Genomic DNA, 22533 nt, shown 5'->3' with positions numbered 1-22533 from the left:
TGAACCATGAGTTTGCTCAGTATCGGGATGTCAGGGCTCAATGCCGCTCAAGGATCGTTGTCGGTCTTGAGTAATAACATCGCCAACGTGAATACCCCAGGGTACTCGCGTCAGCAGACCACGCAAAATACCAACGCATCAAACCCGTTCGGCGGCGTGTACATCGGCAGCGGCACCACCCTGGCCGATGTGCGCCGGGTGTACAACGAGTACCTGGACACCGCTTACCAGAACAGCACGGCGCTCAATAACGACGCCAAGGCGTACCTGGACCAGGTGGGGGCCGTCGACAAAGTGCTGTCGGACAAAACCACCGGTCTGTCCTCAGTGCTCAGTTCGTTCTTCGCCACCCTGCAAACCGCCGCGTCCAACCCCAGCGACCTGTCGGCCCGCCAATTGCTGGTGACCAACGCCCAGACCCTGAGCAGCCGTTTCAACTCAATCTCCACGCAGTTGACCCAGCAGAAAGAGACCATCAACAACCAACTGAGCAGCATGACTGATCAGGTCAACCAATTGACCGCCTCGATTGCCTCGCTTAACCAGCAGATCTCCCAGGCCCAGGGCAGCTCCAATAGCGCCCCAGCCAACCTGCTGGACTCGCGTAACGAGGCAGTACGCTCGCTCAATGAGTTGATCGGTGTCACGGCCACCGAGAAAAACGGCCAGTTCAGCGTGACCACCGGCAGCGGCCAGTCCCTGGTAGAGGGCGGGATCTCCAACAAGATTTCCGCGGCACCAAGCAAAACCGATAACAGCCAGTACACCATCCAGTTGGACATGAACGGCACCAGCCTAGACCTGGGCTCGGTGATCAGCGGCGGCAGCATCGGTGGCCTGTTGCGCTATCGCAGCGATGCCTTGATGCCGGCCATCAATGAGCTGGGGCGTATCGCCATTGCCACCGCGGATACGCTCAACAGCCAGCTGGGCCAGGGCCTGGACCTCAATGGTGACTTTGGCGTTTCGCTGTTCAAAGACATCAACAGCGCGGCCGCCATTGCCTCGCGCAGCCAGGGTGCCTCGGGCAACAGCGCCGGCGCGGGCAACCTGAACGTGACGATCAAGGACAGCAGTCAGTTGTCCACGTTTGACTACACCGTGACCTTCAGCGACAAGACCGATCCTAACAAGATCACGGTGTTGCGCTCGGACGGCAAGGCCATGGGCACCTTTGACATGAGCGCTACACCGCCGCCGACCCTGGATGGTTTCACCCTGGCGCTGGACGGCAAGGGCACCATGGCGTTTGGCGACAGCTTCAAGGTCAGCCCCACCGCCACGGGCGCCAGCGGTATTGGCGTGGCGCTCACCGATGCGAACAAGCTGGCGTTTGCCGGCCCGTTGGCAGGTACCAGCAGCAAGACCAACAGTGGCACGGGCACCTTTACCCAGCCGGCTTTGACAGTGCCTTTGGATATCCATGGCGGCACTGACACTGCCCAGTTGCGCGCCGGTATTGAAAACTCGATGCCGGTGAAGATGGTGTTCGGCAAGCCTGCCGCCGACGGAACGCAGTCGTATACGATCAGCGACTCCAAGGGCAACCCGATTGGCACCGGCTCGATCATTCCGGGGCAGGGCAACAAGATCACCGTGGACGTGCCAATGCGCGACGCCAGCGGTGCCGCCATTCCCGGCAAGAGCTTCAAGTTCGACACCACCGTCAACGGCTCCCCGGCAGACGGCGACAGCACCACCTTCGCCTTCAACAGTGGCGGCAAATCCGACGGTCGCAACGCCCAGGAACTGCTGAACCTGCAAACCAAGGCCACCGTCGGCATGGGCGAGGGCAACGCGGGCACCAGCCTGGTGGGTGCCAACAGCAAGCTGGTCTCGACCGTGGGTGCCAAGGCCAGCCAGGCCGGGGTCGACACCGCCGCCACCGGTGCGTTGCTCAGCGCCAACAAGGAAGCACGCAACTCGGTATCCGGGGTCAACCTGGATGATGAAGCGGGCGACATGATCAAGTTCCAGCAGTACTACACCGCGTCGTCGCAGATCATCAAGGCTGCGCAGGAAACCTTCACCACACTGATGAATGCTCTTTAAGGGAGGCTGGGACGATGCGTATTTCTACACAGCAGTATTTCGAGACCAGCTCTGCCAAGTACCAGAGCAACTATTCCAGCGTGGTCAAGGCCCAGGACCAGGCCAGCTCCGGCGTGCGCGTGCAAACCGCCGCAGATGATCCGGTGGCGGCGGCGCGGTTGTTGATGCTGCAGCAGCAGAAAGACATGCTGGCGCAGTTCAATGGCAACATCGACACCCTGAAAAACTCGCTGACCACCCAGGACGGCGTGCTGGAAAATATCAATATCGCGATTCAACGGGCCAGTGAGTTGGCGCTCAAGGCGGGTAACGTCGGCATCAGCGACGCTGACCGCAAGTCGACGGCCGCCGAGATTGGCGCCATTGAAGACCAGATCCTGGGCCTGCTCAATACCAAGGACGCCAGCGGCAATTACTTGTTCTCCGGCAGCAAGACCGATACGCCGCCCTACGCCCGCAACAATGACGGCACCTACAGTTACCAGGGCGATGACACGCCGTTGAGCCTGCAGATCGCAGAGAACCTGTCGGTTGCCATGGGCAATACCGCCAAGAGCATGCTTGAAAGCTCAGCGAATACGGGCCGTACGCAAACCGCGCCGATCCTCGTGCCGCCAGCGGTCGACGATGGCAAGGTCACCGTATCTGCCGGGCTGATCGCGGCCAACAGCAGCTATAACAGCAGCTTTTCCGATGGTCAGCCGTATAAGCTGACCTTCACCAGCAGCACCCAATACGTGGTCACGGACAATGCTGGCAAGGACATCACTTCGGAGATTCCAGGCAACGGCACTTTCGATGCCACCAAGGAAGGCGGCTCGACTATCAACCTGCGCGGGGTCAAGTTCGACATTGGCTTGAACCTGGGCAAAGACGCACTGGGCAAAGACATACTGCCAGGCGCGCCGTCGGACGCCATCGTCAAGGATCGCGAGTTCAGCCTGTCGGTCAAGCCGGACACCTTCAGCGTTTCGCGCACCCCGAGCAATCCGTCCACCGCGCAACTGAGCGGCGGCACGGTGAGCGATCCGGCGGCGTACGCCAGCACCTTTCCCAACTCGGGCGTGATCGTGAAGTTCGGTGCCGCCGGCGCCTATGACCTGTATGCCCAGCCGTATAGCGCAGACAGCAAATCCATCGCCAGTGGCACCCTGGCGGCCGGCGCCACCACCCTCACGGCGGCAGGGGTGACCTTTGATGTCACCACCGCACCGGCACCGGCAGCCGGCGACCAGTTTGCGATCAGTGCCACCAGCAACAAGAACGAGAACGTCCTCGACACCCTGAGCCATCTGCGCAAAATCCTGGAAACGCCGTCAGACGGCAACCCAGCGGCGCAGAAGGAGCTCAAGGATGTGGTGGCCAAGTCCATTGGCAACCTGACCAATGCCTACGGCCAGATCGACCAGGCGCGTGGCTCCCTGGGCGCGCGCCTCAATGGCCTGGACATTCAGTCCAAGGAAAACGTCAGCCTGGACCTGGCCAATACCACCACCATGAATGCCCTGGGCAATGTCGACTTCGCCGAAGCCGCCATCAACCTGAGCTTGCAACAAACCATGTTGCAGGCCTCGCAGTTGGCCTTCGTGAAAATCTCGCAGTTGAGCCTGTTCAACAAGATGTAAACGGCGTTCAGTCAAGCGGCCCGCTCTGGAAACAGGGCGGGCCGTTGTCGTTTCGGGGGCTTAATTGTTGAAACGTTTTGCATAAACCACGCAAAATTGAGTGACCTGTGAGTCATAAAGCGCATCTTCACTGTATCGTGTGAAAAGGATAAGTCGTCACAGGGCCTTCATCGGGCGGCTTTCAGCGGGATTTTTATGGGGTTATCCCCTTTATTGTCAGCACTTCCGGCATAGCCCGAGGGGTGTTCTCCAGCTATTTAGTATTGGGAAGCCACAATGATTGGCATAAAAAGCATCGCCAGTTACGTGCCGGCGGACGGGATCGATAACTACGCCCAGGGTGCCAAGTTCGCCAAGGATGAAGAGTTCATCATCGGCAAGATCGGCTCGGCGTTCCTGCCGCGCAAGGAAGCGGCACAGGAAACCTCGGATCTGTGTGTCGAGGCGGTCAACGCCTTGTTTGCCAACAACCCGCAATTGAAGCGCGAATCCATCGACGCGCTGATCGTCGTCACCCAGAATGGCGATGAAGAGGGCCTGCCTCACACCGCCGCCATCGTGCAGGACAAACTGGGCCTGCCAACTCACGTGGCCGCCTTCGACATTTCCCTGGGCTGCTCCGGCTACGTCTACGGCATCTACGCGATGAAAGGCTTCATGGAAGCCGCGGGCCTGAAAAACGGCCTGCTGATCACCGCCGACCCGTATTCCAAGATTGTCGACCCGGAAGACCGCAACACCACCATGCTGTTCGGCGATGCCGCCACCGCCACCTGGATGGGCGAGGACGCGCCATGGCTGCTGGGCAAATCCAAGTTCGGCACCGACGGTTCCGGCGCACCGCACCTGAAGGTCAGCGACGGCGTGTTCTTCATGAACGGCCGCCAGGTGTTTAACTTCGCCTTGCTCAAGGTGCCTGCGCACTTGCACGAGCTGCTCAAAGAGTCGGACCTCAAGGCCGATGACATCGATGCGTTCTGCATCCACCAGGGCAGCGCGGCCATCGTCGACGCCGTGGCGCGCCGTTTTGAAGAAGCGCCGGTGGACAAGTTCATCAAGGACATGGTCGAGACCGGCAACACCGTGTCGTCGAGCATCCCGCTGCTGCTGGAAAAGCACGTGATGGACGCCACTTGGAAGCGCGTGGCAATCAGCGGCTTTGGCGTGGGCCTGTCGTGGGGCTCGGCGATTCTCTATCGTCCGTGATGCATTAGCCGCTGCACAAAAAACGCCGATGATCGAATGATCATCGGCGTTTTTTTATTGGCGCCAGAAAAGCCAATGAAACCGGGCTTCTGCGCCTGCATAAGCCCTTGAAATACAAGGGCTGGCACAGGGCTACTAAAAAAAATCAAAAAAATCCTCAAGCAACCGGCTACCACGACGATAACTATTACGTAGGTTCTCTAGGCCACACCCGGCGGTCGCCAGGGCCGGAAGCCGCAGTATCCAAACCACGAGGATTTCGTCATGGCATTATCAGTAAACACCAACATCACCTCCCTGGGTGTCCAGAAGAACCTGAACAAAGCTTCCGACGCTCTGAGCCAGTCGATGAACCGTCTGTCCTCCGGCCTGAAAATCAACAGCGCCAAAGACGACGCTGCCGGCATGCAGATCGCTAACCGTCTGAACAACCAGGTCAAAGGTCTGAACGTTGCCATCGCCAACGCCAACAACGGCGTGTCGATTGCCCAGACCGCTGAAGGCGCGATGCAAGAATCCACCAACACCCTGCAGCGTCTGCGTGAACTCGCCCTGCAAGCGGCCAACGGTGATAAAAGCGACGCTGACCGTGTTTCCCTGCAGCAAGAATTCACCGCTAAAGTGGGCGAGCTGAACCGTATCGCCAGCACCACCACCTTCGGTGGTCGTAACCTGCTGGACGGCTCGTTCAGCAACGTAGCGTTCCAGATCGGCGCAAACGCCAACGAGACTATCTCGTTTGGTATGACCGATATCAGCTCGACTGCGCTGAAGGGTAACTACAAAGAAGCTGCTGTAGATGGCGCTGCGATGACAGGCTTGGCTGCTACTGCTACTGGTACCAACATCGGTGGCACTAAAGCTGCCGTGACTGGTACTGCGCCTCCGGCAGCAGGTACTGCGGCTGGCGATAAAATTAGCATCAACGGTGTAGACATCACACTGACTCTTACTTCAACAGCTGCGACTGCTGGTACAGCTGCTGCAACTGAGATCAATAAGCAAACGGCTAAAACCGGAGTTACAGCTACTGCTGATGCTACCACCGGTATTTTGACCCTGACTTCGAAATCGGACTTCACTGTTGAAGAGTCTGGTGGCACGGTTCTGGCGAAACTTGGCTTGACCGCCGCTCCTGCGGCCACACCAGTAGCAGCTGCTCCTGTAACAACTGCGACCCCTATGGGGGCTGGCGGTGGTATCACTGTTAATGGTGCGGCAGTGACATGGGGCGCGAATGACGCAATGTCAGTGGTGTTGGGGAAAATTGCTGCTGAGGCTGGCACTGGCGCCACCGCTGCATTCACAGACGGTCGTGTAGTTTTGACGTCCGGCGATGGTAAAGATATCAAGCTGGCAAATACTGCTAGCGGTTCGCTGTCGCAGCTGGGCCTTTCGGCAGGTACTTCTCAAGCTAAACTCACCGCTGATACTTCGATTGACGTAAACGGCGTTGAAGTGAAGTTCAAAAAGGGCGACACCTCTGACGCGATCGTTTCTTCGATCAACAGCGCAAGCACCGGTGTTCAAGCCAGCAAAAACGCTAACGGCACCCTGAACCTGTTCGCTGACAAAGACATTACTATCAAGGACGGTAGTGCCGGTACTGGCCTGAAGGCTCTGGGTCTGGAAGCTGTTGCCACGGCCGGCACCAAAACCGCCGTCACCATGGAAACCAGCGTTTCCGACCTGAGCATTCTGACTGCCGCTTCTTCGCAGCAGGCTGTTCAAGCTCTGGACGACGCCATGCAGCAGATCGACAGCCAGCGTTCGCAGCTGGGTGCCGTACAAAACCGCTTCGCCAGCACCGTGGCCAACCTGCAGAGCATTTCGCAGAACTCCTCCGCTGCCAAAGGCCGCGTAGAAGACGCTGACTTCGCTTCTGAAGCCGCTGAGCTGACCAAGCAACAAACCCTGCAACAGGCTTCCACTGCGATCCTGTCCCAGGCCAACCAACTGCCATCGTCTGTTCTGAAGCTGCTTCAGTAATAGCGCTAGCGGTTAAATAACGGGAGGGTGCGTTTAACAACGTGCCCTTCCGTTTTTTCAGTTTGGAGGTGGTGACATGGACATGAGCATCAAGCTGACCTCGTCTTACCCCGCAGCCACGGCCCCGGCCAACCTTGGCGCAGTGGTGACCCAGGCCAAGCCTGTGGCCAGCAATGAGCCGATCAAAAGTGAAGAGCCGCAGCGCGTGGCGCTGGAAAAGGCTGTTACCGATATGCGTGAGTTTGTGCAGGCTTCACAGCGCAACCTGGATTTTTCCATCGATGACTCTACCGGCAAGGTAGTGGTCAAGGTGATCGCCACTGACAGTGGTGAAGTGATTCGACAGATTCCATCGGAGACCGCGCTGAAATTGGCGCAGAACCTGAGCGATGCCGGCAGCCTGCTGTTTGATAGCAAGGCTTGAGTTGGCACGAAACATGTTTCTGATTGCGGTCTAGGCGTATAAGCGCCAAAAAACGGCCGCTGCAGGACAAGGAGAATGGCAAATGGCTAGTTCAACGATTTCCGGCCCAGGTTCGGGCTACGACACCCAGGCTATCGTCAAGGCGCTGGTAGGTGCCGAGCAGGCGCCCAAGCAGGCTCAGATCACCAACGAGCAGAAGAAGGCCACCGTGCAGTTGTCTGCCGTGGGCTCGGTCAAGACGGCGTTGGAAGCCTACCAGGCGGCGATCACCAAGTTGAACAATGCCTCGGCCTTCAACGGGCTGGCGGCGACTTCTTCGGAAGAGAAAAACGCCAAGGTTACCTTGGGTGACGGCGCATCCAGCGGCAAGTACGTATTGAAGGTCACTAACCTGGCGACGGCTTCGAAAGTCACCACGGCGGTGAATGTCGATGGCGCATCGGGCAAGGCCAACAGCACGGACGAAGACCAGACGCTGACCATCAACCAGTCGGGCAAGAGCTACGACGTGATCATTCCCGGTGGCGCGACGTTGCAGCAGGTGCGCGAATCCATCAACACCCAGCTCTCGTCCCAGGGCATCAGTGCTAACGTGCTGAGCGACTCCAATGGCGCGCGGCTGGTACTGACTTCGACCACCATGGGCGAGGGCACCGACATCACCCTCAGCGGCGATTCGCAGCTGGCTACCGGGTACGACAAAGGCAAGCCGCCGACCAACGCCAAATACTCCATTGATGACATTGAAATGTCATCGAACAGCAACAAGATCACCTCGGCGATCAGCGGCGTGACCCTGGACCTGTTGGACACGGTAGACATCACCAAGCCGACCACCATCACCGTGGCCAGCAACACCGATACCTTGAAAACCTCGGTGCAGTCCTTCGTCAGCGCCTACAACACGCTGATGACGGCGATCAACACCCAAACCAAGGTCACTGCAACCGGTGATGCCTCCACCACCACCGCAGGTGCGTTGACCGGCGATGCGTCGATGCGTCAATTGGTGAACAGCCTGCGTTCCGAATTGGTCAACGGCTCCGGTGCGGGCACCATGACCAGCCTGGCGCAGATGGGCATCACCACCGACCAGAAAACCGGCCTGCTGAGCCTGGATGACAAAACCTGGGACAAGGCCGTGGTCAAGGGCGCTGGCGACATTGCCAAGCTGTTCACCGGCGACACGGGCTTGATCACCCGCATGAACAAGGCGACCAACAGCTACGTCGGCACTACCGGCACCCTGGCGACACGTGCCACCGATCTCAACAACAAGTTGACCGACTTGACCAAAGAGACCGACGACCTGACGCGGCGCATGGATGCCTTGCAGAAGTCCCTGACCGCCAAGTACACGGCGATGGACACCATGATCGCGCAGATCAACGCCAGCAGCTCCAGCATCCTGACCACCCTCAACTCGCTGAACAATCCTAAGTCGAACTGATGAGCGGTGCGCGCCAGGGCCCTGTCCAGGGGCTCTCGCGCAGGGTGCTGGATTAAAGTTTTTATCGCCGTGGTCGAAAAACTGGTTAAGCAAACCTATTCGATTGTCGCCAGTAACGAGGTAGCAACATGAACCCGATGAGAGCCCTTCGCCAGTACCAGAAGGTCAATGCCCACGCTCAGGTCTCCGAAGCCAGCCCGCACCGCCTGGTGCAGATGCTGATGGAAGGTGGCCTGGATCGCATGGCCCAGGCCAAGGGTGCGTTGAGCCGCGGGGACATCGCCCAAAAGGGCCTGATGCTGGGCAAGGCGATCGAAATCATTTCGGGCCTGCGCGATGGCCTGGAGCCTGAGAAAGCCGAAGACCCGGCCGCGATCCAGCGTCTGGATGCCCTGTATAACTACATGGGCAATCGCCTGGTCGAGGCGAACCAAGTCAATGATGTCGAGATGATCGACGAAGTCGCCCGCCTGCTGATCACCGTCAAGACCGGCTGGGATGCCATCGCTCCACAATAAGGCCGATTGCCTTGAGGTACACATCATGAGCCACGCACTGCAACGCATCGACGAAACCCGCGAAGCCCTTCTCGGCGCGCTGGCTGAGCGCAATTGGGAAGCCGTGGGCGAGTTGGACCTGGGTTGCCGCGCAGTGATTGATGAGGTGCTCAGCGAAGCACCGGTAGACGAGGGCGCATTGCGCGAGAAGCTGGAAAGTTTGTTGGTGGTGTACCAGCAGTTGCTGGAGGTGACGACCGGCGAACGCCAGGCGATTTTCGAAGAGATGTCGCAGATCAACCAAGCGAAAAATGCGTCAAAGGTTTACCATCTGTTCGGTTGAACGGGCGCAGTTAATCCGAACGGCGCGTCATATATTTGACTGTGCCAGCATTTTTGACTTAACTAGTGCTGTTTTCAGATTTCAGACGTCTAGAAGGTAAGAAATCTTACAGACGTCTAGATTGCCCTCATTCCGGGGCAGGAAGTTTTACTAGGGAAGTTGCTATTGCATGTGGCGTGAAACCAAAATTCTGCTGATCGATGACGATAGCGTCCGCCGCCGCGATTTAGCGGTGATTTTAAATTTTCTTGGTGAAGAAAATTTACCCTGCGGCAGCCACGATTGGCAGCAGGCGGTCAGCTCGTTGTCGTCGAGCCGTGAAGTCATTTGCGTATTGATCGGGACGGTAAACGCTCCTGGCGCAGTTCTGGGCCTGTTAAAGACACTGTCTACCTGGGATGAGTTCCTTCCGGTGTTGCTAATGGGCGATATTTCTTCCGTGGACCTGCCGGAAGACCAGCGCCGCCGTGTGTTGTCCAACCTGGAAATGCCGCCCAGCTACAGCAAATTGCTCGATTCCCTGCACCGCGCCCAGGTCTATCGCGAGATGTACGACCAGGCCCGCGAGCGCGGCCGTCACCGTGAGCCCAATCTGTTTCGCAGCCTCGTCGGCACCAGCCGCGCCATCCAGCACGTGCGCCAGATGATGCAGCAAGTGGCCGACACCGACGCCAGCGTGCTGATCCTCGGCGAGTCGGGCACCGGCAAGGAAGTGGTCGCGCGCAACCTGCACTATCACTCCAAGCGTCGCGACGGGCCCTTTGTGCCGGTCAACTGCGGGGCGATCCCGGCAGAGCTGCTGGAAAGCGAATTGTTCGGCCACGAGAAGGGCGCCTTTACCGGGGCGATCACGAGCCGTGCCGGGCGTTTTGAGCTGGCCAATGGCGGCACTCTGTTCCTCGACGAAATCGGCGACATGCCGTTGCCGATGCAGGTCAAGCTGCTGCGCGTATTGCAGGAGCGCACCTTCGAGCGCGTGGGCAGCAACAAGACCCAGAGCGTGGACGTGCGCATCATTGCCGCCACCCACAAGAACCTCGAAAGCATGATCGAGGTCGGCAGCTTCCGCGAAGACCTGTACTACCGCCTCAACGTATTCCCTATCGAGATGGCCCCGCTGCGCGAGCGCGTGGAAGACATCCCGTTGCTGATGAACGAACTGATCTCGCGCATGGAGCACGAGAAGCGCGGCTCCATTCGTTTCAACTCCGCGGCAATCATGTCCCTGTGCCGCCACGGCTGGCCGGGCAACGTCCGCGAGCTGGCCAACCTGGTGGAGCGCATGGCGATCATGCACCCGTACGGGGTGATCGGCGTGGTCGAGTTGCCGAAGAAATTCCGCTACGTCGACGACGAGGACGAGCAGATGGACAGCCTGCGCAGCGACATGGAAGAGCGCGTGGCAATCAACGGCCATACTCCAGACTTCGGCGCTAGCGCGATGTTGCCGCCCGAAGGCCTGGATCTCAAGGACTACCTCGGCAACCTCGAACAAGGGTTGATCCAGCAGGCCCTGGACGATGCCCATGGCATCGTGGCCCGGGCCGCCGAGCGCCTGCGTATCCGTCGCACCACCCTGGTGGAGAAGATGCGCAAGTACGGTATGAGCCGCAAAGAAGGAGATGAACAGGCGGATGATTGACGCCTGTTTTTCAACTACCTGATTTATAGGTTGTTTTTTTTCGGCACGGGTATTGCTACAGCCCTCGCAACGTTCCGTTTAACTGACGGTCAGCCAAGCGAGAGAGCATCATGCCCCACGCCGCCCAACTATCTTCGGCCCCTGCCATCCAGGGGCTGGTTTCGCCTGTAGAGCCGCCGACCCGCCAGGGCCTGGAGCACGCGTTCTCGCAGTTCAACCAGATGTCGAGCCAGCTGACCGACTCCTACAGTCTGCTTGAGGCCCGGGTTTCCGAGCTTAAAGGCGAACTGGCGGTGGTCAGCGCCCAGCGCATGCAAGAGCTGGCCGAGAAAGAACGCCTGGCCAACCGCCTGCAAAACCTGCTGGACCTGTTGCCCGGTGGCGTAATCGTCATCGATGACCAGGGCCGCGTGCGCGAAGCCAACCCGGCAGCCTGTGATCTGCTCGGCCTGCCGCTGGAAGGCGAGCTGTGGCGTGAAGTCATCACCCGCTGTTTTGCCCCCCGTGAAGACGACGGCCACGAAGTCTCCCTCAAGGACGGGCGTCGGCTGTCTATCGCGACCCGTTCCCTGGACGCCGAGCCGGGCCAGCTTGTGTTGCTCAATGACCTGACAGAAACCCGGCACCTGCAAGATCAACTGGCGCGCCATGAGCGGCTGTCGTCCCTGGGGCGGATGGTCGCTTCCTTGGCGCATCAGATTCGTACGCCGTTGTCGGCGGCATTGATCTACGCCAGCCATTTGACTGACGAGCAATTACCGGCGGCCACCCACCAACGCTTTGCCGGGCGCCTCAAGGAGCGCCTGCATGAGTTGGAGCACCAGGTGCGTGACATGCTGGTGTTTGCCCGCGGCGAATTGCCGCTGACCGATCGCGTTACCCCTGCCGGCTTGATGCAGTCCCTGCAAGCGGCAGCGGCGACCCATGTGCAGGAGGCCAACCTGCGCTGGCAGTGCGACAGCCACCAGGGCGAATTGCTGTGCAACCGCGACACCCTGGTGGGCGCGCTGCTCAACCTGATCGAAAACGCCACCCAGGCCAGTGGCCCCGGGGCGCGCCTGAAAGTGCACCTGTATAGCCGCGGACAAACCCTGCGCCTGTGCGTCAGCGACAGCGGCAGCGGTATCGCCCCGCAGGTGCTGCAGCGCCTGGGCGAGCCGTTTTTTACCACCAAGACCAACGGCACTGGCCTGGGCCTGACCGTGGTCAAGGCAGTGGCCCGTGCCCATCAGGGACAATTGCAGCTGCGTTCCCGCCTGGGGCGTGGCACCTGTGCATTGATGACCTTGCCGCTGTTTTCCAGCGCGGCAAGCGCGGAGTAAGAGGATGATGGCTATCAAGGTTTTATTGGTGGAAGACGATCGCGCCCTGCGTGAAGCATTGGCTGACACGCTGCTGTTGGCGGGCCATGACTACCGTGCGGTCGGCTCTGCCGAGGAAGCCTTGGAGGCGGTCGAGCAGGAAACCTTCAGCCTGGTGATCAGCGACGTCAACATGCCCGGCATGGACGGCCATCAATTGCTCGGCCTGCTGCGGGTGCGCCAGCCGCAACTGCCGGTGCTGCTGATGACCGCCCATGGCGCGGTGGAGCGGGCGGTGGATGCTATGCGTCAGGGCGCGGCGGATTACCTGGTCAAACCGTTCGAGCCCAAGGCGCTGATCGAGCTGGTGGCCCGACATGCTCTGGGCGTAGCGTCGGCGGGCGAGGGCGATGGCCCGATTGCCTTTGAGCCGGCCAGCGCGCAATTGCTGGAACTGGCCGCGCGGGTGGCGCGCAGTGATTCCACTGTGTTGATTTCCGGTGAATCCGGTACCGGTAAAGAAGTGCTGGCGCGCTACATCCACCAGCAGTCCAGCCGCGCCCAGCAACCGTTCATTGCGATCAACTGCGCGGCGATCCCCGACAACATGCTCGAAGCGACCTTGTTTGGTCATGAAAAGGGCTCGTTCACCGGCGCCATCGCGGCCCAGGCCGGCAAGTTCGAACAGGCCGACGGCGGCACCATCCTGCTCGACGAAATTTCGGAAATGCCCCTTGGCCTGCAAGCCAAGTTGCTGCGCGTATTGCAGGAACGTGAGGTGGAGCGCGTGGGCGCGCGCAAGCCGATCCAGCTGGATATTCGCGTGGTTGCCACCACCAACCGCGACCTGGCGGGCGAAGTGGCGGCGGGGCGCTTCCGTGAGGACCTGTTCTACCGGTTGTCGGTGTTCCCGCTGGCCTGGCGCCCATTGCGTGAGCGCCCGGCGGATATCATCCCCTTGGCCGAGCGCCTGCTGAACAACCACGTCAAAAAAATGAAGCATGCCCAGGCGCGGTTGTCGCCCGAGGCCCAGGCGTGCCTGGTCAATTACCCATGGCCGGGCAACGTGCGCGAGTTGGATAATGCCATCCAGCGTGCGCTGATTTTGCAGCAGGGCGGCTTGATCCAGCCGCAGGATTTCTGCCTGGCCATGGGCACTGGCGCTGCGCCGTTGCCGAGCCTGGCTCCTGCTCCAGTGGTCGCCGAGGCGGAATCGGCAGGCGCCCTGGGTGATGACCTGCGCCGCCGTGAATTTCAGATGATCATCGACACCCTGCGCGCCGAGCGCGGCCGTCGCAAAGAAGCGGCCGAGCGCCTGGGCATCAGCCCGCGCACCTTGCGCTACAAGCTGGCGCAGATGCGCGACGCCGGTATGGATGTGGAAGCGTATCTTTTCGCCACATGACCAATGCCCTGTGTAGGAGCGAGCTTGCTCGCGAAGAGCCCATAGACGCCGCGGGCATTCTGGAAGCACGCGTTATCGTTGACGTTTTTCGCGAGCAAGCTCGCTCCTACAAAAAAACCGTGCGGTAAGAAGGGCCAAAAACGTGCGGTAACAAGTTCGACAAGCTTTGTCGCCTTTTCTTACGAGTTGCTCCAGAGCTGGCACCCTTGTTGCTACCACCTCTAGTAACCGCTGCGTAGTGTCAAAAAATTGCGGGTCGTCGGAGAGAGAAGGTCATGAGCCAGGGTATTGAGTTCAATCGGTTGATGTTGGATATGCGCGCCATGCAAATGGACGCCATGGCTCAACCGAAATCCGTCGCGCCAGCGCCGGAATTGGGCCAAAGCAATTTTGCCGACATGCTCGGTCAGGCAATCAATAAAGTCAGTGATACCCAGCAGGCGTCCAGCCAGTTGGCGACGGCTTTCGAGATCGGTAAAAGCGGCGTGGACCTCACCGATGTGATGGTCGCCTCGCAAAAGGCCAGTGTGTCCTTCCAGGCCTTGACTCAAGTGCGTAACAAGCTGGTTCAGGCGTATCAAGACATCATGCAGATGCCGGTTTAAGGACGAGATTTAAGTCATGGCTGAAGCAGTCTCCGACAACCTCCCCGCCAAGGCCGACGGCAAACCGCCGTTGTTTGGCCTGTCGTTCCTGGAAAACCTCTCGGAAATGACCATGCTGCGTCAGGTGGGCCTGATGGTGGGCCTGGCAGCCAGCGTGGCGATTGGTTTTGCCGTGGTGCTGTGGTCGCAGCAACCCGATTACCGCCCCCTGTACGGCAGCCTGTCGGGCATGGATTCCAAGCAGATCATGGAAACCCTCGCCGCCGCCGACATCGCCTACACCGTGGAGCCCAACTCAGGTGCCTTGCTGGTCAAGGCTGACGACGTAGCCCGCGCACGCATGAAATTGGCCGCCGCTGGTGTGGCGCCGTCCGACAGCAACATCGGTTTCGAGATCCTCGACAAAGACCAGGGCCTGGGCACCAGCCAGTTCATGGAAGCCACCCGTTATCGCCGTGGTCTGGAAGGCGAACTGGCGCGCACCATTTCCAGCCTCAATAACGTCAAGGCCGCCCGTGTGCACCTGGCGATTCCGAAAAGCTCGGTGTTCGTGCGTGACGAACGCAAGCCCAGCGCCTCGGTCTTGGTCGAGCTGTTTGCTGGCCGCTCCCTGGAGCCTGGCCAGGTACTGGCGATCGTCAACCTGGTGGCAACCAGTGTTCCCGAATTGAGCAAGTCGCAAATCACCGTGGTGGACCAGAAGGGCAACCTGCTGTCCGACATGGCCGAAAACTCCGCGCTGACCCAGGCCGGCAAGCAGTTCGACTACAGTCGCCGCATGGAAAGCATGCTCACCCAGCGCGTGCACAATATCCTGCAACCGGTACTGGGCAACGACCGCTACAAGGCTGAAGTCTCCGCCGATGTGGATTTCAGCGCCGTCGAGTCCACCTCCGAGCAGTTCAACCCGGACCAGCCGGCCCTGCGCAGCGAGCAGTCCACCAGCGAACAACGCACCGCCAGCAATGGCCCCCAAGGTGTGCCGGGCGCCCTGAGCAACCAGCCACCCGCGCCGGCCTCGGCACCGCAGACCACCGGTGGCGCTGCCGCCACGGCGGGCGCGATCCAGCCTGGCCAGCCATTGCTGGACGCCAACGGCCAGCAGATCATGGACCCGGCCACCGGCCAGCCGATGCTTGCGCCGTACCCTGCGGACAAGCGTAACCAGTCCACCAAGAACTTCGAACTGGACCGTTCCATCAGCCACACCAAGCAGCAGCAGGGCAAGATCAATCGCCTGTCGGTGTCGGTGGTGGTCGATGACCAGGTCAAGGTCAACCCGGCAGACGGCGCGGTGACCCGTGCGCCGTGGACGGCTGACGAACTGGCCCGTTTCACCCGCCTGGTGCAGGACGCCGTTGGCTTCGACTCCAGCCGTGGCGACAGCGTCAGCGTGATCAACATGCCGTTCTCCGCCGAGCGCGGTGAAGTGATCGCTGACCCTGCGTTCTACACCCAGCCGTGGTTCTGGGACATCGTCAAGCAAGTGCTGGGCGTGTTGTTCATCCTGGTGCTGGTGTTTGGTGTACTGCGCCCGGTGCTCAACAACATCACCGGTGGCGGCAAGAAGCAACTGGCACTGGCCGGTGGCGACGTCGAGTTGGGTGGCATGGGCGGCCTGGACGGCGAACTGGCCAACGACCGCGTCAGCCTTGGCGGCCCGCAAAGCATCCTGTTGCCAAGCCCGAGCGAAGGCTATGACGCTCAGTTGAACGCAATCAAGAGTCTGGTGGCAGAAGACCCGGGCCGTGTGGCCCAGGTCGTGAAAGAGTGGATTAACGCTGATGAATGATCGAGCCGCTGTGGCCAAGCTGTCCCGGGTCGACAAAGCCGCTGTGTTGCTGCTGTCCCTGGGTGAAACCGACGCTGCCCAAGTGCTGCGCCACATGGGCCCCAAAGAGGTCCAGCGTGTCGGCGTGGCCATGGCGCAGATGCGCAATGTGCACCGCGAGCAAGTCGAGCAGGTGATGAGCGAGTTCGTCGAGATCGTCGGCGACCAGACCAGCCTGGGCGTCGGCTCCGACAGCTACATTCGCAAGATGCTCACCTCGGCCCTGGGCGAAGACAAGGCCAACGGCCTGATCGACCGCATCCTGCTGGGCGGCAACACCAGCGGCCTGGACAGCCTCAAGTGGATGGAACCGCGGGCAGTGGCCGACGTGATCCGCTATGAGCACCCGCAGATCCAGGCGATCGTGGTGGCCTATCTGGACCCGGACCAGGCCGGTGAAGTGCTCGGGCACTTCGACCATAAAGTGCGCCTGGACATCATCCTGCGTGTGTCGTCGTTGAACACTGTGCAACCGGCGGCGCTCAAAGAACTCAACACCATTCTGGAGAAGCAGTTCTCCGGCAATTCCAACGCCTCGCGCACCACCCTGGGTGGCATCAAGCGCGCAGCCGACATCATGAACTTCCTCGACAGCTCGGTCGAAGGCCAGTTGATGGACTCGATCCGCGAGATCGACGACACCCTGTCCGGCCAGATCGAAGACCTGATGTTCGTGTTCAACAACCTGGCCGATGTCGACGACCGTGGCATCCAGGCGCTGCTGCGCGAAGTGTCCTCGGACGTGCTGGTGCTGGCGCTCAAGGGCTCGGACGAAAACGTCAAAGAAAAGATCTTCAAGAACATGTCCAAGCGCGCCTCGGAGCTGTTGCGCGACGACCTGGAAGCCAAGGGCCCGGTGCGCGTCAGCGACGTGGAAACCGCCCAGAAGGAAATCCTCACCATTGCCCGCCGTATGGCCGAAGCCGGAGAAATCGTTCTCGGCGGGAAGGGCGGCGAAGAAATGATCTAAGGCGCCTTGCATGTCGAATAAAGATGAGGCGCCCAGCGATCTGATTCGCGCGCGGGATGTCGGTGGTTTCGACATCTGGTCGCTGCCCAGTTTCGACCCCCATGTGCCGGAGCCCGAGCCTGAACCGGTTGAAGAACCTCCGGCAGAGATGGAAGAAGTGCCACTGGATGAAGTCCAGCCACTGACCCTCGAAGAGCTGGAAACCATTCGTCAGGAGGCCTACAACGAAGGCTTCGCGGCCGGGGAAAAAGACGGTTTTCGCAGCACCACCCTCAAGGTTCGCCAGGAGGCCGAAGCGGCGCTGGCCACCAAGTTGGCTAGCCTGGAACGCCTGATGGGCAACCTGTTCGACCCTATCGCCGAACAGGACTCGCAGCTGGAAAAATCCATGGTTGGCCTGGTGCAGCACATCGCGCGCCAGGTGATCCAGCGCGAACTGGTGCTCGATTCCAGCCAGATCGAAGGCGTGATGCGCGAAGCCCTCAAGCTGCTGCCCCTGGGCGTCGGCAATGTGCGGCTGTACATCAACCCCCAGGATTTCGAACAGGTCAAAGCCCTGCGCGAGCGCCATGAAGAAACCTGGCGCATCGTCGAAGACGCTTCGTTGCAGCCCGGTGGTTGCCGTGTCGAAACCGAGCACAGCCGCATCGATGCAACGGTGGAAACCCGCATCAGCCAGATCATGGCCAAGTTGTTCGATCAACTGCATGAACAAGCCCTGCACCCCGCCGAGCCGGACCTGAGCGTTGACCTGGACGCCACCGATGCGCCTTGATCGCACCAGCTTCGCCAAGCGCCTGGGCAGCTACGCCGAGGCCACCGAGTTGCCCGGCCAGCCGATCCTCGAAGGGCGCCTGTTGCGCATGGTCGGCCTGACCCTCGAAGCCGAGGGCCTGCGCGCCGCCATGGGCAGCCGCTGCCTGGTGATCAACGACGACAGCTACCACCCGGTGCAGGTCGAAGCCGAGGTGATGGGCTTTTCGGGCAGCAAGATTTTTCTGATGCCGGTCGGCAGCCTCGCCGGCATTGCCCCCGGCGCCCGCGTGGTGCCGCTGGCCGACACTGGCCGCCTGCCCATGGGCATGAGCATGCTGGGCCGCGTACTCGACGGGGCCGGCCGTGCGCTGGACGGCAAGGGCGGCATGAAGGCCGAAGACTGGGTGCCGATGGACGGCCCCACCATCAACCCGCTCAAGCGCAACCCCATCAGCGTGCCGCTGGACGTGGGCATTCGCAGCATCAACGGTTTATTGACGGTCGGTCGCGGCCAGCGCCTGGGCCTGTTCGCCGGTACTGGCGTGGGTAAGTCGGTGTTGCTGGGCATGATGACGCGCTTTACCGAGGCCGACATCATCGTGGTGGGGCTGATCGGCGAGCGGGGCCGCGAAGTGAAGGAGTTCATCGAGCACAGCCTCGGTGAAGAAGGGCTCAAGCGTTCCGTTGTCGTCGCTTCTCCGGCAGACGATGCACCGCTGATGCGCCTGCGTGCGGCGATGTACTGCACGCGCATCGCCGAATATTTTCGCGACAAGGGCAAGAACGTCCTGTTGCTGATGGACTCGCTCACGCGTTTCGCCCAGGCCCAGCGCGAAATCGCCCTGGCCATCGGTGAACCGCCCGCGACCAAGGGTTACCCGCCATCGGTGTTCGCCAAGCTGCCCAAGCTGGTGGAGCGTGCCGGTAATGCCGAAGCCGGCGGTGGCTCGATCACCGCGTTCTACACCGTGTTGTCCGAAGGCGACGACCAACAGGACCCGATTGCCGACTCGGCGCGAGGTGTGCTCGACGGCCACATCGTGCTGTCGCGCCGCCTGGCCGAAGAAGGGCACTATCCGGCCATCGACATCGAAGCGTCCATCAGCCGGGTGATGCCGGCGGTGGTCACGCCGGAGCATATGGCCCGTGCCCAGCAGTTCAAACAGTTGTGGTCGCGTTACCAGCAAAGTCGCGACCTGATCAGCGTCGGCGCCTATGTGGCCGGTGGTGACCGCGACACCGACCTGGCCATCGCCTTGCAGCCGCAACTGGTGACCTACCTGCGCCAGGGTCTCAACGACAAGATCACCATGGGCGAGAGCCAGTCGCACTTGCAGTCCATCTTCGCCCCGGCGCCGGGCGGCTAAGCCATGGCCAACAGCCGCGCCGCCCGCCTGGCTCCGGTGGTGGACATGGCCGAAAAGGCCGAGAAAGCCGCTGTGCAGCGCCTGGGCTACTTCCAGGGCCAGGTGCGCCTGGCCCAAAGCAAGCTGGGCGACCTGGAGCGCTTTCGGGGCGAGTACCAGCAACAGTGGATCGAGCGCGGCAGCCAGGGTGTATCCGGCCAGTGGCTGATGGGGTACCAGGGCTTTCTCAATCAGCTTGAAACCGCCGTTGGTCAGCAACGCCAGAGCCTGGCCTGGCACGAGGCCAACCTCGACAAAGCGCGCGAGGCCTGGCAACAGGCGTTTGCCCGGGTCGAGGGGCTGCGCAAACTGGTGCAGCGCTACATCGACGAAGCGCGAGCCATCGAAGACAAGCGCGAGCAAAAGCTGCTCGATGAATTGTCCCAACGCCTTCCCCGCCCAGAACAGTTCTAACCGACACCACAAATCCAGTGTGGGAGCTGGCTTGCCTGCGAACGCGGTGGTTCAGTTAAAGATTCAGTGGCTGACACGCCGCCATCGCAGGCAAGCCAGCTCCCACAGTTGATTCACTGTGTTGCTCAGATGCGGTTCAGCTGCTACACCTTGTGTCTAGTGCAACGACAAGGAAGCAGTCACATGACAGTCGAGTCAGAAGTATCCCTGGACGGGAAGAAGTTGACGATCGCAATCAAGGGTCGGTTCGATTTCGGCAGCCACCAGGCGTTTCGGGAAGCCTACGAGCGTTTCTACAAGGTGCCCGAGACCTATATCGTCGACCTCAAGGATGCCACCTACATGGACAGTTCAGCCCTTGGCATGCTGCTGTTGCTACGGGATCATGCTGGAGGTGATGACGCCGAAGTTCGCGTGACGAACAGCAACTCCGACGTGCGCAAGATCCTCGCCATCTCCAACTTCGACAAACTGTTCGATATCAATTGAGCGCCCTGGCCCCTGTCCTGGAGGCGCTGACCATCCTGATCGCCGAAGACAGCGCCGCCGACCGCCTGTTGCTGGCGAGCATCATCCGCCGTCAAGGCCACCAGGTGCTGACTGTCAGCAACGGCGCCGAAGCGATTGAGGTGTTTGCCCGTGAGCGCCCGCAACTGGTGTTGATGGACGCGCTGATGCCGGTGATGGACGGCTTCGAAGCCGCACGGCAGATCAAGCAACTGGCGGGGGAGGCGCTGGTGCCGATCATCTTCCTCACGTCGCTGCGCGAAAGCGAAGCCCTGGCCCAGTGCCTGGACGCGGGCGGCGATGACTTTCTGCCCAAGCCCTATAACCCCTTGATCCTGGCAGCGAAGATCAACGCCATGGACCGCCTGCGCCGCCTGCAGGCCACGGTTTTGCAACAGCGTGACCTGATCGCCAGGCACCACGAACACCTGATGCATGAGCAGCGGGCCGCCAAGGCGGTGTTCGACAAGGTCGCCCATTCCGGTTGCATCAACGCCGCGCCGAATATCCGCTATCTGCAATCGCCTTATGCGTTGTTCAACGGCGACTTGTTGCTGGCGGCTTACACGCCATCGGGTGACATGCATGTGTTGCTGGGTGATTTCACCGGCCATGGCTTGCCGGCCGCCATCGGCGCCATGCCCCTGGCCGAAGTGTTCTACGGCATGACTGCCAAGGGCTACGGCCTCACGCAGACCCTGCGGGAAATGAACGCCAAGCTCAAGCGCATCCTGCCGGTGGACATGTTCTGCTGCGCCACCTTGCTGTGCCTGAGCGCCCAGCGGCGGGCGGTGGAGGTGTGGAACGGCGGCATGCCCGAAGGCTATGTGCATGAAGTCGCCACGGGCAGGCGCACGCCATTGATGTCGCGGCACCTGCCCCTGGGGGTGTTGTCGGCAGAGGCGTTCGATGACAGCACCGAGGTCTGGCCCATGGCGTTGGGCGACCGGGTGTTTTTGCTTTCCGACGGCGTGCTCGACACCGCTGACGCCAACGATCAACTGTTCGGCGCCGAGCGCTTGCAGCAGGTGTTCGCCGCCAACCGCGAGCCCGACCGCCTGTTCGAGGACATCGAGCAGGCCCTGGCGGCCTTTCGCGGCCAGGCGCGCGATGACGTCAGCATGGTCGAGATCACGTTGCAGGCGGGCCAACCCTTGCGGGCGGCCGAACCGATGTATGCCGACAGCGGCCGGTCGTGCCCGCTGGATTGGTCGGCGAGTTTCGAATTCCGCGCCCAGACGCTCAGGACCTACAACCCGTTGCCGTACCTGCTGCAACTGCTGTTGGAGATCCATGGCCTGCGTGCGCAGAGCGGGGCGCTTTACAGTGTGATGGCCGAGTTGTATTCCAACGCGCTGGAGCATGGCGTGCTGGGCCTGGACTCACGGCTCAAGCGCGATGCCCAGGGGTTTGCGCAGTATTATCGCCAGCGCCATGAGCGCCTGGCGCAGTTGGACAGCGGTTACGTGCGCGTGCATGTGCAGGTGGTACCCACCGACAAGGGCGGCAAACTGACCTTGCGCCTCGAAGACAGCGGGCAGGGTTTTGATGTGGAGCAAGAGCTGGCGCGCCCCGTGGACATCGACCGTCTGTCTGGTCGGGGCCTGAGCCTGGTGCGTCAACTGAGCAGCGCTGTAGGCTGGTCCGATGGCGGGCGCACTGTCTGCGTGGAGTTTTGTTGGGCGGCTCTGGCATAATCCGCCGATTCTTGATCAAGGAGCGAGCAAGTGGCTGAGATTCATATGGACCCCGAGGTGTTGTCGGGTTTGCAGGAAGTCATGGAAAGCGAATACCCCACGCTGCTGGACACCTTTCTGCATGACTCTGAAGAGCGCGTGCAAGCGCTGCGCAAGGCGCGGGACGACGCCAAGACGTTGGGGCGTATCGCACACAGCTTCAAGGGCAGCAGTGGCAACTTGGGGGCGCTGCGCTTGGCAACGTTGTGTGAGCGGTTGGAGACCGAGTCCTTCAAGTCTGCTTCCGACTTGGGGGCGTTGGTGGATCAGATTGATCGTGAGTTTGCGCTGGTTCGGCCGCTTTATGAGCATGAGCGGGAGCGGTTTTCTGGGGTTTGATATTTTATCGGCCTGACTTGGCCCGACTCTTGCTC

General features: G+C 60.8%; 20 protein-coding genes. All 20 read left to right on the top strand.

Annotated elements, in window-relative coordinates; genetic code table 11:
• Nucleotides 1-6 precede the first annotated feature (6 nt).
• Nucleotides 7-2052 (top strand): flagellar hook-associated protein FlgK, encoded by a 2046-nt coding sequence (gene flgK / locus BMH52_RS05875; RefSeq protein WP_032902462.1) that lies wholly within the window; start codon nt 7-9, stop codon nt 2050-2052.
• 14 nt (nt 2053-2066) lie between these two features.
• Complete coding sequence (locus BMH52_RS05870) at nt 2067-3677, top strand: flagellar hook-associated protein 3 (protein ID WP_072433693.1); 1611 nt, start codon at nt 2067-2069, stop codon at nt 3675-3677.
• Nucleotides 3678-3953: 276 nt separating this feature from the next.
• The gene (locus BMH52_RS05865; RefSeq protein ID WP_014719359.1) at nt 3954-4883 is read left to right on the top strand and encodes a ketoacyl-ACP synthase III; all 930 of its coding nucleotides are present in this window, start codon (nt 3954-3956) and stop codon (nt 4881-4883) included.
• A gap of 264 nt (nt 4884-5147) precedes the next feature.
• Nucleotides 5148-6872, top strand: coding sequence for a flagellin (locus BMH52_RS05860; RefSeq protein WP_014719358.1), 1725 nt, complete (start codon nt 5148-5150; stop codon nt 6870-6872).
• Between the two features lie 76 nt (nt 6873-6948).
• Nucleotides 6949-7296: a flagellar protein FlaG gene (locus tag BMH52_RS05855; protein ID WP_014719357.1), complete on the top strand. Its 348-nt coding sequence runs from the start codon at nt 6949-6951 to the stop codon at nt 7294-7296.
• Between the two features lie 82 nt (nt 7297-7378).
• Complete coding sequence (fliD, locus tag BMH52_RS05850) at nt 7379-8746, top strand: flagellar filament capping protein FliD (protein WP_019818392.1); 1368 nt, start codon at nt 7379-7381, stop codon at nt 8744-8746.
• A 128-nt stretch (nt 8747-8874) separates the two neighbouring features.
• Complete coding sequence (gene fliS / locus BMH52_RS05845) at nt 8875-9264, top strand: flagellar export chaperone FliS (protein ID WP_057023033.1); 390 nt, start codon at nt 8875-8877, stop codon at nt 9262-9264.
• 25 nt (nt 9265-9289) lie between these two features.
• The gene (locus BMH52_RS05840) at nt 9290-9586 is read left to right on the top strand and encodes a hypothetical protein (RefSeq protein ID WP_014719354.1); all 297 of its coding nucleotides are present in this window, start codon (nt 9290-9292) and stop codon (nt 9584-9586) included.
• A gap of 169 nt (nt 9587-9755) precedes the next feature.
• Nucleotides 9756-11228 (top strand): sigma-54 dependent transcriptional regulator, encoded by a 1473-nt coding sequence (locus tag BMH52_RS05835; protein WP_073843153.1) that lies wholly within the window; start codon nt 9756-9758, stop codon nt 11226-11228.
• Nucleotides 11229-11338: 110 nt separating this feature from the next.
• Entirely contained in the window at nt 11339-12550 is a 1212-nt protein-coding gene (locus tag BMH52_RS05830) for a PAS domain-containing sensor histidine kinase (RefSeq protein ID WP_073843151.1), read from the top strand.
• Nucleotides 12551-12557: 7 nt separating this feature from the next.
• A complete protein-coding gene (locus tag BMH52_RS05825) occupies nt 12558-13934 on the top strand; it encodes a sigma-54 dependent transcriptional regulator (protein WP_073843165.1) in 1377 nt (458 codons plus the stop codon).
• A gap of 275 nt (nt 13935-14209) precedes the next feature.
• Nucleotides 14210-14539: a flagellar hook-basal body complex protein FliE gene (gene fliE / locus BMH52_RS05820; RefSeq protein WP_003192959.1), complete on the top strand. Its 330-nt coding sequence runs from the start codon at nt 14210-14212 to the stop codon at nt 14537-14539.
• A gap of 16 nt (nt 14540-14555) precedes the next feature.
• Nucleotides 14556-16331 carry a flagellar basal-body MS-ring/collar protein FliF gene (gene fliF / locus BMH52_RS05815; RefSeq protein WP_073843149.1) on the top strand — a complete coding sequence of 592 codons (1776 nt, stop codon included), beginning with the start codon at nt 14556-14558 and terminating at the stop codon, nt 16329-16331.
• Nucleotides 16324-17340: a flagellar motor switch protein FliG gene (gene fliG / locus BMH52_RS05810; RefSeq protein ID WP_003192957.1), complete on the top strand. Its 1017-nt coding sequence runs from the start codon at nt 16324-16326 to the stop codon at nt 17338-17340. Before fliF ends, fliG begins: the two co-directional genes overlap by 8 nt.
• Nucleotides 17341-17350: 10 nt before the next feature.
• On the top strand, nt 17351-18115 hold the full coding sequence (gene fliH, locus BMH52_RS05805) for a flagellar assembly protein FliH (protein ID WP_020302693.1): 765 nt from the start codon (nt 17351-17353) through the stop codon (nt 18113-18115).
• The gene (fliI, locus tag BMH52_RS05800; RefSeq protein ID WP_003192955.1) at nt 18105-19463 is read left to right on the top strand and encodes a flagellar protein export ATPase FliI; all 1359 of its coding nucleotides are present in this window, start codon (nt 18105-18107) and stop codon (nt 19461-19463) included. The genes fliH and fliI overlap by 11 nt, the downstream gene beginning before the upstream one ends.
• A 3-nt stretch (nt 19464-19466) precedes the next feature.
• Nucleotides 19467-19916 (top strand): flagellar export protein FliJ, encoded by a 450-nt coding sequence (fliJ, locus tag BMH52_RS05795; protein ID WP_003192954.1) that lies wholly within the window; start codon nt 19467-19469, stop codon nt 19914-19916.
• Between the two features lie 183 nt (nt 19917-20099).
• Nucleotides 20100-20405 (top strand): STAS domain-containing protein, encoded by a 306-nt coding sequence (locus tag BMH52_RS05790; RefSeq protein WP_014719349.1) that lies wholly within the window; start codon nt 20100-20102, stop codon nt 20403-20405.
• Nucleotides 20402-22120 carry a fused response regulator/phosphatase gene (locus BMH52_RS05785; protein ID WP_073843147.1) on the top strand — a complete coding sequence of 573 codons (1719 nt, stop codon included), beginning with the start codon at nt 20402-20404 and terminating at the stop codon, nt 22118-22120. Before BMH52_RS05790 ends, BMH52_RS05785 begins: the two co-directional genes overlap by 4 nt.
• A gap of 30 nt (nt 22121-22150) precedes the next feature.
• The gene (locus BMH52_RS05780; RefSeq protein WP_014719347.1) at nt 22151-22498 is read left to right on the top strand and encodes an Hpt domain-containing protein; all 348 of its coding nucleotides are present in this window, start codon (nt 22151-22153) and stop codon (nt 22496-22498) included.
• Nucleotides 22499-22533: the final 35 nt, after the last annotated feature.

This window comes from Pseudomonas sp. BTN1, assembly GCF_001907715.1.
Classification (GTDB): Bacteria; Pseudomonadota; Gammaproteobacteria; order Pseudomonadales; family Pseudomonadaceae; genus Aquipseudomonas; species Aquipseudomonas paracarnis.
The sequence above is the reverse complement of the archived record's forward strand: the minus strand, read 5'-3'. Positions and strand labels throughout refer to the sequence as shown.